At 40.2% G+C, this 14,575-nt stretch carries 3 protein-coding genes and 1 pseudogene; 2 read left to right on the forward strand and 2 right to left on the reverse strand.

Annotated elements, in window-relative coordinates:
- Positions 1-70: 70 nt before the first annotated feature.
- Positions 71-3,634: a KxYKxGKxW signal peptide domain-containing protein gene (locus tag HMPREF2607_RS07685; RefSeq protein WP_070476583.1), complete on the reverse strand. Its 3,564-nt coding sequence runs from the start codon at positions 3,632-3,634 to the stop codon at positions 71-73.
- Positions 3,635-3,691: 57 nt separating this feature from the next.
- A pseudogene (locus HMPREF2607_RS07690) lies at positions 3,692-6,327 on the reverse strand (KxYKxGKxW signal peptide domain-containing protein).
- A gap of 1,012 nt (positions 6,328-7,339) precedes the next feature.
- Here HMPREF2607_RS07690 and HMPREF2607_RS07695 point away from each other — a divergent pair.
- Complete coding sequence (locus HMPREF2607_RS07695) at positions 7,340-12,073, forward strand: glycoside hydrolase family 70 protein (protein WP_070476585.1); 4,734 nt, start codon at positions 7,340-7,342, stop codon at positions 12,071-12,073.
- A 481-nt stretch (positions 12,074-12,554) separates the two neighbouring features.
- On the forward strand, positions 12,555-14,531 hold the full coding sequence (locus HMPREF2607_RS07700; protein ID WP_049545415.1) for a KxYKxGKxW signal peptide domain-containing protein: 1,977 nt from the start codon (positions 12,555-12,557) through the stop codon (positions 14,529-14,531).
- Positions 14,532-14,575 lie beyond the last annotated feature (44 nt).

The raw sequence follows: 14,575 nt of genomic DNA on the forward strand, positions 1-14,575 counted from the left end.
GTACTTTCTTTTCCATGATAATTCTCCTTTCATTGAAAGACAAATTGGAATTAGATGTGTGAAATAAATATTATTCGTAAATATATTTAATAACCCTTCCATCTCCGTTTTCATCGAAATGAACAAGCTCAGCTTTCACCTTGTAACGAATTGAGTGATTAAAAGTTATGTCAACATTTTTAGCACGTTTTCCAGTTTTTGGGTAATAATAATGGTAGTAGTAGTCATTTCCCGCCCAAATTGTTCGCAATTCATCGTAGCCTAGTCTACCATCATCGTGAAAATAGTAGTAATCATCTCCAATCTTTTGTTCACCCTTATAACATTTACCATCACTACCAACATAGTAACGATAACCGTCAATGTCAACGAATTTGTCACGTCCTAAGTCAACAAGTTCACCACTATTCTTGTCATAGTAATAACCATCATCAGCAACAATACCTTTTGCTTGTTTACCATCTTTATCAAAGTAAACCTTAACATTATCGATAGTTTTGTGCCCAGTTACCTTTTGACTATTTTCATCGACGTAGTACCAACTATCAGAATATTTTTTACCAAAATATCTAGTAATTGCACCAGTTGAGGTGTCTGCTAGACTAGGGTATCTATCGAATTGAAATACTTGAACATAATTATGGTCGATAGGGTCATTACCTAGGTCGGTGATAAAATGCCAAGGTTTTATTTGAACATAACGTTTTGTGACTAAGCCTCCGGTGTCTTTATCGTGATATCTATCATCTGGTGCGAAATCCCCTTTTAACTGTGGTCCATCAGGGTAGAAGTAGTAGTTCTCACCGTTAATAATCTGATAACCTGACACCTTGTAGCCACTATTATCTAGGTAGTAGCGGAATGTAGTTGAGATACCATTAGCACGCCATTCACGAGCGATTCTTACAGTACGCTCTCTGAAAGTATTTCTTGCTAAGTTACCTGTATGTTTATCGTAATATTTACCGTTTTTTGCGAAACCTCCTTTTACTTGCTCTCCATTTTCATCGAAGAATACAGTTTCACCATTAATAGTATGTTCCCCTTTTAATGCTATTCCTTCGGAACCAAAATAGTAAAACGGCTTTATCTCATCGCTAAATCCATTGTGGTCAGAAGGGACGTATAAGCTCCTAGCTAGATGACCATTATCATTCATATAATGGATATTGTGGTAGTCATCATAGAACAGTCCATTTTTTTTGATATCATCTTTCTTTTCAGTAATGATACCTTCTTGATCTGAAATATAAAGTTTATCGTTCACTTCAAAAAGTGTTCCAATGACACGCTCACCATTATTTTTATCGTAGTAGTATTTGTTGTCTCCTTGTTTAATAAACTCTCCTTTAGATTGCTTTCCGTTTTGGTCAAGATGATACCATTTACCATTTATCATAACTGATCGGTTGACGCCTAAATTAACACGAGCACCGGTATCTTTATCATAATAGTAACCATCGTCTGCGAACTGGTCTTTGATTTGTTCACCATAGGCATTGAAATAAGTAGCAACACCATTTATTGTTTGGGGACCGTGAAGGAATTTTCCGTCATATCCTGCATAATAGGTGACTTTTCTAATTTTAGGGTTAAGATAGTCATTCTCTAGGTGATAGATAGTAACATATTGATTTTTGACCATCATTCCTTGGTAGTCATAATAATAGCTGTTTTCAAATTCGTCGGTAACAATTTGGTTACGATAGTTTAAAGCATATGGTACTTCAGAGAGTTTACCTTCATTATCAGCTTTATAGGTCTTACCATCGATTTGAATAAGAGAGTTGATAACCATTTGTCCATTATGCAAATCATAGTAATGTTTTGGTAGACCTGAATTTGAGTAGCTAGCCTCACCTTTTAGTTGACGACCATCACTGTGAAAACAAACATGATAACTATCAACAATTTGGTTTCCAATGAGTTTTTGACCATTTTCATCGACATAGTACCAGTTTCCATTGTCTTCTACATAAGCATTGGTAACAAGTTCACCACTATCCTTGTCATAGAAATGTCCATTCGGAGCGAAGTGTCCTTTAACTTGGACTCCACTGTCCTTAAAGTAAACTTTGACGTTATCAATGGTTTGTTCGCCAATGAGTTTATTGCCATCGGAGTTGTAGTAATACCAGTTGCCTTTATCATCGCTGACATATTGGTTATGGAATCTAGAATCACCTTGGATAGTAATGTTACCCTCTTTATCTGCGATATAATGGATACCGTTTAACTCAAAAGATGTATCCTTGACTTTACGGCCATTGTCTTTGTCAAAGTAGTAGATTTTATTATCAATATTAATGAATTCACCTTTAGCTTGATGTCCTTCTGGGCGAGATGATTCATGGAAGTAGAGTTCAAAGCCATCAATAGTTTTAGGTCCAGTGACAGGAAATCCGTCTTTGTTGAAGTAATACCAACGACCTTCGTAGTCCATCATAAATTGATTTTTTGGATATTCTATATTATTTTCTGAAGGAAGAGTATAGTAAATTGGGAACGGATAAGTCACAATGTTTAGTTGTTTATTGAGATAATCAGCCACCCCATCGTGGTCTGAATAAAATACATATGGCATAGACTTCCGAAGACCCTTTTCGATGATAGGAAATTGTTTGTTTTTGGCTAAGGCCCCTTTGTCATCAAAGTAGTAGCGTTTGTGATCTAATTCCATTAGTCTATGAACAGCAACTTGGCCATTGTCATAGATGTAATAGTCATCACCTAAAATTGTCTGACGACCTTTCTTAAGAGTGTTACCATTTTTATCGAAATAGTAACGTTCTAGTCCAGGCATTACATAATAGTTTGGTTCGATATAAGCAGGTTCATTGAAGTAAACAACTTTACTATAGTTTTCTTCTGGAATATAGTGGTTGTCTTTGAATGTAATAAAACGGTCTGTTACTAGCTTGCCATCGTTTTCATCATAAAAGTGCAGTTTGTCGTCAACTTTCCTAAGCTGCCCTTTTACCATAGTGCCGTCATCGTTAAAGTAATATTGGAAACCGTTGATTACTTTTGGTCCGGTAACCAGCTGCCCTTTTGAATCTACATAATAGGTAACACCATTTGCATCTGAAACGAAACTCTCTCTTTTATCTGTCTTTTTTGTGATACCTTCCGCTTCAACAGTGATGGTGAAATCACCATATTTTTGTGAGGTATCTAAAGTTGTTTTATCGGGAGAAGCACTTATGATGAGGTTTTCGTTGTTTGTAGGTATATTTGTTGCACTTACCTCAGAATGTGTAGTTTCAGAATTAGCTACTTCTGAACTAGCTGTGCTTGTGACTTCAGAGCTTGGTTTTTCAGAGACTGTTTCTGTTGAAGCAACTTCAGAGCTGGCCACTGGTGCTTCTGATACTGTGGTTGCTTCGCTCGAAGCGGTAGTAGTTGTGTTTTCTGCAGGTTTAGCTGTGGCTTCATTAGTCGCTGGAGCCTCAACGTCAACAGCACCTTCTTTGATGATGGCTTCAACAGTCGCTTCATTTACAGGGGTAGGCTGTTCTTCAGCTGAAGCATAGTTAAGGCCAGCAAAACTTAATCCCAAAGCCAGTCCTGTCACTGCAATAGTTACCCAATGTTTTTTAACTTTGTGAAGTTTAAAATGTACTTTCTTTTCCATGATAATTCTCCTTTCATTTTAAACTGTCATTATTTAGAAGGAGTCTCTATAACTTCATTAACTAATGAGTGTTCCGTTTCCATCCGCATCAAAATGATAGGTTTGCCCTTTAATAGTAATGTCAATGTTTGACAAACGGGCACCTGAGTTGGCATCGTAGTAGTGGATTTTACCATCAACGGTGACTAGTTCACCCTTGGCTTGTTTACCGTTACTGTGGAAGTAGACTGGGACATTGTCAATGGTTTGTTCACCGGTAACTTTATCACCATTGACATCAACGTAGTAGAAATAGTCCTCACAATCGAAGTCTTTGCTTGAAAGTGGGTAGTGACTAATGTCTACTGGTATTGTGTTATCATTGAGACCAAAAATAAAATTATGTGGGTACTTGATAAAAAAGTTATCGACAGGATTACCGTATTTATCTTGAAATTTCCAGTTATAGATATGGACGTAACGGTTTGTTACAAGTGCACCAGTATCCTTATCATAGTAGTGTCCATCAGGAGCAAAACGTCCCTTAACCTGTGCTCCATTAGGGAAGAAGTACATTTTGACATAATCAAGTGTTTGAGGTCCTTTTAGTGGTCGGCCTTCCCTATCAAGGTAATACCAGTCCTTTGCATATAAAATTTCGCCATTTATGGTACTACCAACGGAAGTCAATACTTCTTTAAAAGTGTTGGTCACTAGTTCACCAGAGTCTTTGTCATAGAATTTACCGTTTTGAGCAACCCTTCCTTTGGTCTGAAAACCCCAAGGATTATCAAAGTATAGTTTTTGACCATTAATTTCAACTTCTCCTGTTGCAGCTGTACCATCTTTTGTAAAATAATACCAAGTTCCAGTTCCATTACGTTCGAAAAAGCGATTTTTCAAGATTTTACCACTATAATCAACATAATAGACCTTATTATTTTCATAGATAAAACGATCTCGTAACATTTCTCCAATGTCATAGTGTTTATACGTATTTTCTGGACGGAAGTAATAGAAATCGCCATTAATTTCCTGAAGCCCAAGAACTATTTGTCCTTTATCATCAAGGTAGTAGGTTGAATCATTTTCATTAACAAAGCCTGCATGGGTTACTTTGCAACCATTGTCTTTATCATAGTAGTACTTAGGCATGTAATAATATTTGGAGATAAACTTCGGATCTCTTACAAATCCTCCTTTAATCTGTTTACCATTATGGGGATCGAACATAACATCTTGTCCATCAATAATGTAGGCTCCTTTTAGTGGGCTGCCGAATTTATCAACATAGTACCAATTACCATTAACTTCAACGTAACGATTGGTTACGAGATTTCCTGTATTGACATCGTAGTAACCTTTAAGGTCATTATATATATCTATTAAGGCCCCCTTGACTTGTTGTCCATTATCCCGGAAGAATACTCTTTGTCCTTTAATGATTTGGGAACCGATAAGGTTTTCTCCGCTTGCATTCTTATAATACCAGTTACCCTGTTCATCGCTATAGTAGCCGTTAGGGTTTGGAGCATCTTTACCAATTCCATTTTCATCAAAGTTATAAGTCATCCCATTGATCGTTAGGCTTGTATTTACAACACGAGCTCCAGAATCAGGATCATAGTAACGGAGGACCCCATTATCAAGAACAAGTTCTCCTTTAGCTTGACGGCCGTTTGAGTAGAGATAGACGATTTGTCCATTAATAAGGGTTTCCCCATCTTTAGGACGAATAGCATTTCCATCATCACCGTAGTAGTACCATTTACCATTTTCTTTAATTGTTTGTTTTTTTACTAACTGACCGGTTTCTGAGTCAAAATAGTAACGACGGGTAATGTTTGTGGGCGTTCCATATTTATTAGAAGTTGGAAGAGTCTTTCCATCTTCTAGCTCTATGCTGATTCCTTTTTGCATGACACCAGAGTTGATTTCGAAATAATAAAGATTACCATCAATCATACGAGTTCCTGTATATTTAGAACCGTCATTATTGATAAAAAAGGTTCTTCCTTCTTTATCTTGAACGAGACCTTCTTTTCTAACTCTAGCTCCGGTGTTAGGGTCATAATAGTGCATCTTATACGGTATAGTTTGTGATTTACGATTTGTGGTCCTTTAATTTGTTTTCCGTCCTCCCAGAAGGAGACTCTTACGTTATCAATCGTTTGGTCTCCAGTAAGTTTTTTCCCATTAGCATCTTCATAGTACCAATTCCCCTGTTCATCACTGTAGTAGTGACCGCCAGTGATATTATTTTCAGTTGTGTTTGTACTATCAGTAGTTAATGAAGTGCTTTTATTTTCGTGTGAAATACTTTCACTAGTCGTTGTACTTACCTCAGAATGCGTAGTTTCTGAACTAGCTGTACTTGTCACTTCAGAGCTTGGTTTTTCAGAAACAATTTCTGTTGAAGCCACTTCAGAGCTAGCTACTGGTGTTTCTGACATAGTGGCAACCTCGCTCGAAGCGGTAGCAGCTGTGTTTTCTACAGGTTTAGTTGTGGCTTCATTACTTGCTGGAGCCTCAACGTCAATAGCACCTTCTTTGATGATGGCTTCAACAGTTGCTTCATTAACAGGTGTAGGTTGTTCTTCAGCTGAAGCGTAGCTGAGGCCTGCAAAACTCAATCCCAGAGCAAGTCCTGTCACTGCAATAGTTACCCAATGTTTTTTAACTTTGTGAAGTTTAAAATGTACTTTCTTTTCCATGGTAATTCTCCTTTCATTTTAAACTTTTTACATACTGCAAAATAAGGGCTGTCATGAGAGTTTATGAAAAGTGAGCATTGGGTAGAGTCCCTAGCGATGTAAGTTAATCTTTTTATGACAATCCTTATTTCTCCAAGTCTCCTCAATTTCGGTATTACGAGACTGTTCAAGGCAAACATGAGTTCTGACGAAATGATTCTAGAAAAACGAGAGCCGTTCGGAATTTTCCTCCTTTCTAAGCATGGAAGATCTCGTTTATTTTGGGCTTCAAAGACACAAAAAACTAGAGCTTACTAGTATGAGGCGTCCCCTCTAGAGCTCTAGTTTGAAATGATGCTGTATTCTTTTTATGAGCCCTAGTTTGATGGTTCAAAGTGACTCAGGAATGGTTAACCTACTATAATCCTTATTTAGGCATTAGGTAACTAATGTCAATCTTTTAGATAATCCCCCAAGTGTCCTTTAAAGCAAAATTAAAACGCTTACATGTTCACCTAGCTTCATTATAATCCTTTTTTAAGAATAAACAACAGAAACTAACGGAATTATCAAAAATGTTAAAGAACTGACATAAAAGATTCTATATTTAGTTTCGTTAGTCAAATAAGAATTCACCTGTGTAAATCATTTATATTTTTAATTTTTGTTCCTCATAGACAGACCACGATCTTAGTCAGATGAAAAAATAGAGTCTTTCTATCTAAAATTTTCTTTTCAGAATTGTCTTTTTAGGGGCTACTTCTCTCATAGTTTTGCTATCTCTTAAGGTTAATTGAAGCTTGCTTTAATCTTCAAAAGCCTTTGAAGATAAGCGGTTGAAGGTGTTTTAGAATCGAAAACTCTCTATTTAAGACCTTACATGCGGTGTAAGGTCTCATTTTCAGTGATCAAAGTTAATATAACTGAGCGTGTGGCAGAGATTTATGAAAAGAAGATGATTTTTTCCTATTTGTAATTTGTCTGAATATATCATAGAGTAGAGTCAACAACAGAAAAAGGATGATTGATATAGATGGAAAATAAGGTACGTTTTAAACTACACAAGGTTAAGAAAAACTGGGTAACTATCGGGGTGACCACTCTCTCAATGGTTGCCTTGGCAGGTGGAAGCCTCCTAGCTCAAGGTAAGGTAGAGGCTGATGAGACAAGCACGCCAAATGGTGATGGCCTGCAACAGCTGAGTGAGGATGGCACTGCCAGTCTAGTGACGACCACAACTGTTACTGAGCAAGCTAGTGCTCAAGCAAGTGTTGCAGCAGTAGTAACAGCCAGCGTAAGCCACGAAACAAGCTCTCAGGCGACGACAAGTGCAGTCAGCCAAGAGGCAACTGCTCAAGCGCAAAGTAGTCAAGTTATCGGTCAAGAAGTGGCAGTTTCTTCGCAAACTCAATCCAGTGGCCAAGAGACACAGACTACTGAACAGGTGTCACAAGGTCAGACATCAACTCAAGTAGCTGTGCAAACAAGTGCTCAGTCTACTCCAAGTGTGACAGAACAAGTAAGACCTAGAGTCTTGACTAATGCAGCGCCATCAATCGCAACACGCGCTGCTGATAGTACTATTCGTATCAATGCTAACCGCAACACTAACATCACGATTACGGCCAGCGGTACGACTCCAAATATAACCATTATCACAGGGCCAAACACGCCTAAGCCAAACGTGACGGTGACAAGTCCAAATGGCACAAGACCAAATGTGACCATTGTAACGCAGCCAAATCAACCAGACAAACCTGTTCAACCAAGTCAACCGTCTCAACCTAACAAGCCAGTCCAACCAAGTCAGCCAAGTCTTGACTATAAGCCAGTAGCTTCTAACTTGAAGACGATTGATGGCAAGCAGTATTATGTTGAAAATGGCGTTGTGAAAAAGAACACAGCCATTGAACTTGATGGTCGCCTTTATTATTTCGATGAGACTGGGGCTATGGTAGATCAAAGTAAACCTTTGTATCGTGCCGATGCCATTCCAAATAACTCTATCTATGCGGTTTATAACCAGGCCTACGACACGTCAAGCAAGAGTTTTGAACACTTGGACAATTTCTTGACGGCTGATAGCTGGTACCGTCCAAAACAGATTTTGAAGGATGGAAAAAATTGGACAGCTTCAACTGAGAAAGATTATCGTCCCCTTTTGATGACTTGGTGGCCAGACAAGGTGACACAGGTTAACTACCTCAACTATATGAGTCAACAAGGGTTTGGTAATAAGACCTATACGACCGACATGATGAGCTATGACTTGGCAGCTGCTGCCGAAACGGTTCAACGAGGAATTGAGGAACGTATTGGTCGTGAGGGCAATACCATTTGGCTTCGCCAGTTGATGTCAGATTTCATCAAAACACAGCCTGGCTGGAACTCTGAGAGTGAGGACAATCTCTTAGTTGGTAAAGACCACTTGCAAGGAGGCGCTCTGACCTTCCTCAATAATAGTACGACTAGTCATGCCAATTCAGACTTCCGCCTCATGAACCGCACACCGACTAACCAAACGGGGATACGCAAATACCATATTGACCGTTCAAATGGTGGCTACGAGTTGCTCTTGGCTAACGATATCGACAACTCTAACCCAGCTGTTCAGGCTGAGCAACTAAACTGGCTCCACTACATCATGAATATTGGTTCTATCCTTGGCAATGATCCAAGTGCCAACTTTGACGGTGTTCGTATCGATGCGGTGGACAATGTGGATGCGGACCTCTTGCAGATTGCTTCTGACTACTTCAAGGAAAAATACCGTGTGGCTGACAATGAAGCCAACGCTATTGCCCACTTGTCAATCCTTGAAGCTTGGTCATACAACGACCATCAATACAACAAGGATACCAAGGGTGCTCAGTTGTCCATCGACAATCCACTACGTGAAACGCTTTTGACGACTTTCTTGCGTAAGAGCAATTACCGTGGTAGCTTGGAACGTGTCATTACTAATTCTCTTAACAACCGTTCAAGTGAGCAGAAACACACGCCACGTGATGCCAATTATATTTTCGTGCGTGCCCATGATAGTGAAGTGCAAGCTGTTTTGGCCAATATCATCAGCAAGCAGATTAATCCAAAAACAGATGGTTTCACCTTCACTATGGATGAGCTCAAACAGGCCTTCGAAATCTACAATGCGGACATGCGCAAGGCTGATAAAAAGTACACCCAGTACAATATCCCAGCTGCCTATGCCACAATGTTGACCAACAAGGATAGTATCACTCGTGTTTACTACGGTGATCTCTTTACCGACGATGGCCAATACATGGCTGAAAAATCACCATACTATAATGCCATCGATGCCCTGCTCCGTGCTCGCATCAAATATGTAGCAGGTGGTCAAGACATGAAGGTTACTAAGCTTAATGGCTATGAAATCATGTCATCTGTGCGTTATGGTAAAGGAGCAGAAGAAGCCAACCAGCTTGGTACTGCCGAAACACGCAACCAAGGAATGCTCGTCCTTACAGCCAACCGTCCAGATATGAAGTTGGGAGCAAATGATCATTTGGTGGTCAATATGGGAGCTGCCCACAAAAATCAGGCTTACCGTCCATTACTTCTCAGCAAATCGACAGGTCTTGCGACCTACCTCAAGGATTCTGATGTGCCAGCTGGATTGGTTCGCTATACGGACAATCAAGGGAACTTGACTTTCACAGCAGACGATATTGCTGGTCATTCAACCGTTGAAGTTTCAGGTTATTTGGCAGTTTGGGTGCCAGTAGGTGCTTCTGAAAACCAAGATGCCCGCACCAAGGCTTCGACAACTAAGAAGGGTGAGCAGGTCTTTGAATCATCAGCAGCTCTTGATTCACAAGTCATTTACGAAGGCTTCTCAAACTTCCAAGATTTCGTTAAGACACCAAGTCAGTACACCAACCGTGTCATTGCTCAAAATGCCAAACGCTTCAAAGAGTGGGGAATCACTTCCTTTGAATTTGCGCCACAGTACGTGTCTAGCCAAGACGGCACTTTCTTGGATTCTATCATTGAAAACGGCTACGCCTTCGAGGACCGTTACGATATTGCCATGAGTAAGAACAACAAATACGGTTCACTCAAAGACCTCATGGATGCCCTTCGTGCCCTTCACGCAGAAGGTATCTCAGCCATTGCTGACTGGGTTCCAGATCAAATTTACAACCTTCCTGGAAAAGAAGTGGTAACAGCTTCACGTACCAACAGCTACGGCACACCACGTCCAAATGCCGAAATCTACAATAGTCTCTATGCAGCTAAAACACGTACCTTTGGAAATGACTTCCAAGGCAAGTACGGTGGTGCCTTCCTTGATGAATTGAAGGCAAAATACCCAGCTATCTTTGAGCGCGTGCAGATTTCAAACGGCCGTAAATTGACAACCAATGAGAAAATCACGCAATGGTCAGCCAAGTATTTCAATGGAAGCAATATCCAAGGTACAGGGGCTCGCTATGTCTTGCAAGACAACGCAACAAACCAATACTTCAACCTGAAAGCAGGTCAAACCTTCCTTCCGAAACAAATGACTGAAATCACAGCAACTGGTTTCCGTAGGGTTGGAGATAAGGTCCAATACCTCTCAACGAGTGGCTACCTTGCTAAGAATACCTTCATTCAAATCGGTGCCAACCAGTGGTATTACTTTGATAAGAACGGTAACATGGTCACAGGTGAACAGGTCATTGATGGTAAGAAATACTTCTTCCTAGACAATGGTCTCCAGCTACGTCATGTCCTTCGCCAAGGCAGTGATGGTCACGTCTATTACTACGATCCTAAAGGAGTTCAGGCCTTCAATGGATTCTACGACTTTGCGGGTCCTCGCCAAGATGTTCGCTATTTTGATGGCAACGGTCAAATGTATCGTGGCCTCCACGACATGTATGGCACAACCTTCTATTTCGATGAAAAGACAGGTATTCAAGCCAAAGACAAGTTCATCCGCTTTGCGGACGGTCGCACGCGTTACTTCATTCCAGATACAGGAAATCTCGCAGTCAACCGTTTTGCGCAAAATCCTGAAAACAAGGCTTGGTATTTCCTCGATAGCAACGGTTATGCCGTGACAGGTCTTCAAACGATTAACGGTAAGCAGTATTACTTTGACAATGAAGGACGTCAGGTTAAGGGACACTTTGTCACTATCAATAACCAACGTTACTTCCTTGATGGCGATAGCGGTGAAATTGCTCGTTCACGCTTTGTGACGGAAAACAACAAGTGGTACTATGTCGATGGCAATGGTAAGCTGGTTAAAGGCGCTCAAGTTATCAATGGTAATCACTACTATTTCAACAATGATTATAGCCAAGTCAAGGGTGCCTGGGCTAACGGCCGTTACTATGATGGTGACTCAGGTCAGGCCGTAACCAACCGCTTTGTCCAAGTCGGTGCCAACCAATGGGCTTACCTCAACCAAAATGGTCAAAAGGTAGTCGGTCTCCAGCATATCAATGGTAAACTTTACTACTTTGAAGGCAACGGTGTCCAAGCTAAAGGGAAACTTCTGACTTACAGAGGTAAGAAATACTACTTTGATGCCAATAGTGGTGAAGCCGTAACCAATCGCTTTATCCAAATTTCTCGTGGTGTTTGGTATTACTTTAACGCCTCAGGCCAAGCCGTAACTGGTGAACAAGTCATCAACGGCCAACACCTCTACTTTGACGCTTCTGGCCGTCAGGTCAAAGGCCGTTACGTCTGGGTTAAAGGCCAACGCCGTTACTATGATGCCAATATTGGAGCTTGGGTCAGAAAACGATAAGTAGGCAGAAAAAATGTATTTTTGGGACTATCCCAGAAGCTTATAGATTGAAAATCAGTAGTTTTCCACATAATTTCAAAACTTTTAAGTACTTGAAGTATTTTCCTTCAAGTACTTTTCTTTTATCATTTTCCCTCGAAATGGCTAGTGGATTGTAAGCAAACAATGAGTTTGATTAATAGAATCGTCAATAAACTGCTTACTTTCGCTTTAAACTATACTCAGTCCTCTAATGATGGAGGAGCTAAAACGGCTAAACATCGGAATTTCTGTGTCGATTTAAGAAAATCCGAACGTTTTTTTGGTAACGTTTTCTAACATATAAAGGCTATAGGTATATATCTTAGGCTTGTTTTTTCAAATGGATTATGGGTAGAAGGTTAGTCTTATGAGACTAGGCTTATGCATCTGTAATTGTATTCGCTTCCAAAATCCCTTAACATAGTATAGAGAAATAAAGTTATATTGAAAGGTGTATGTTATGGAAAAGAAAGTTGGATTTAAGTTGCACAAGGTCAAGAAAAACTGGGTGACTATCGGAGTTAGTACGCTGTCGATGGTTGCACTTGCGGGTGGTGCTCTCTTAGCAGACCAATCTGCACAAGCAGATGAAGTGTCACTTCCTAATGGTGACGGTTTTGAACAAACAGATGCAGGCATTGAGTCAAGTGCTTCATTGATTAATGAAAGCTATTCGCCAACCTTGAAAGAAGACGCTGGCCATTTGTCAGCAGTGTCATCTAACTATGGCAGTCAAACAAACTCAAGCTACGAGTCTTCATCATCTGCCTCAACAGGAGGCTCATCACAGACTGTGGTAGGTGGCGGAGCTGGTCAAGTGAGTTCGTCACAATCTTCTCAAGTAGTAGGAACACAAAACTCTAATTCATCACAAACGGGTTCTGCTTACCAATCAAGTAGCAGCTCAGCATCAGTAAGTGCTAGTGCGTCAAGTTCGTCAAGCTCAGCTTGGTATTCTTACTCGTCTTCATCATCATGGTCTTCATCATCGTCAGCTAGCGGTTTTGCGACAATTACGACAAGTTCGTCTGACTCAAACGGCATTCATTGGAATGGTGGTCGAAACACGACAATTACCATCACGGCTTCAGGAACAACGCCAAATGTGACTATCGTTTCGAATTCAAATAAACTGTTTCCAAACGTGACAGTAGGTCATTCAAATGGTTCAAATGCTAATGTCACTATCATTTCACAAGGAAATCAACAAAATAACTCAGGTTACCAAATCATCTCAGGCGAGACTAAACCAAGTGTTGATTCGAACAATGCCAAGTCATCATTTGTACGTGTAGGCGAAAATCAATGGTATTATTACGATCAATATGGTCAAAAGGTCAAAGGCGAAAAGGTTATCGATGGAAAGGCTTATTACTTCCTTGAAAATGGTCTCCAAGCTCGTGACTCACTTGTTAAAGGTAGCGATGGCTACACTTATTACTACGATAAGAATGGTGTGAAAGCTATCAACGGTTTCTACGATTTTGCAGGTTATCGTAAGGATGTCCGCTATTTCGACTGTTATGGTCACATGGCTACTGGTCTCATTGAAATGGGTGGCACAACCTTCTACTTTGATACACAAACAGGTATCCAAGCTAAAGACAAGTTTATTCGCTTCTCAGATGGCCGTATCCGTTACTTCATCCCTGATACTGGTAATATGGCTGTAAATACCTTTGTTCAAAATAAAGAAAACCAAGCTTGGTACTACCTAGATGAACATGGTTACGCTGTGACAGGAAAACGTATCATCAATGGTAAAGAATACTGCTTTGACTCAGAAGGCCGTCAAATCAAAGGTCAGATGATGCAACAAGGCAACAAGCAATACTACATTTCAGCTCAAACAGGTGAAATGGCTGTTTCACGCTTTATCTTTGAAAATAACAACTGGTATTATGCGGATGCTTTTGGTTGCCTCGTTCAAGGTGCAAAAGTGATTGATGGTAAACTCTATTACTTCAATAAAGACCATAGCCAATTAAAAGGTGGCTGGGCTGAAGGACGCTATTATGATGCCGTTACTGGCCAAGCAGTCATCAACCAATTCATTCAAATCGCGGCTAACCAATGGGCTTACCTTAACCAAGATGGTCACAAAGTAACAGGTCTTCAAAACATTAACAATAAAGTTTACTACTTTGGTAGCAACGGTGCTCAAGTCAAAGGTAAATTGCTCACTGTCCAAGGTAAGAAATGCTACTTTGATGCCCACACTGGTGAGCAAGTGGTGAACCGCTTTGTCGAAGCTGGCCGTGGTTGCTGGTATTACTTTAACGCAGCAGGTCAAGCAGTGACTGGGAAACAGGTCATCAATGGCAAACAACTTTACTTCGACGGTTCAGGTCGTCAAGTGAAAGGACGTTATGTCTATGTTGGTGGTAAACGCCTTTTCTGCGATGCCAAAACTGGTGAATTGAGACAGCGTCGCTAATTAAGATGTACTTTAAAAATCTAGAGCGAATTTTTCCTTTTCCT

This window comes from Streptococcus sp. HMSC078H03 (assembly GCF_001808655.1).
Taxonomy (GTDB): domain Bacteria; phylum Bacillota; class Bacilli; order Lactobacillales; family Streptococcaceae; genus Streptococcus; species Streptococcus salivarius_G.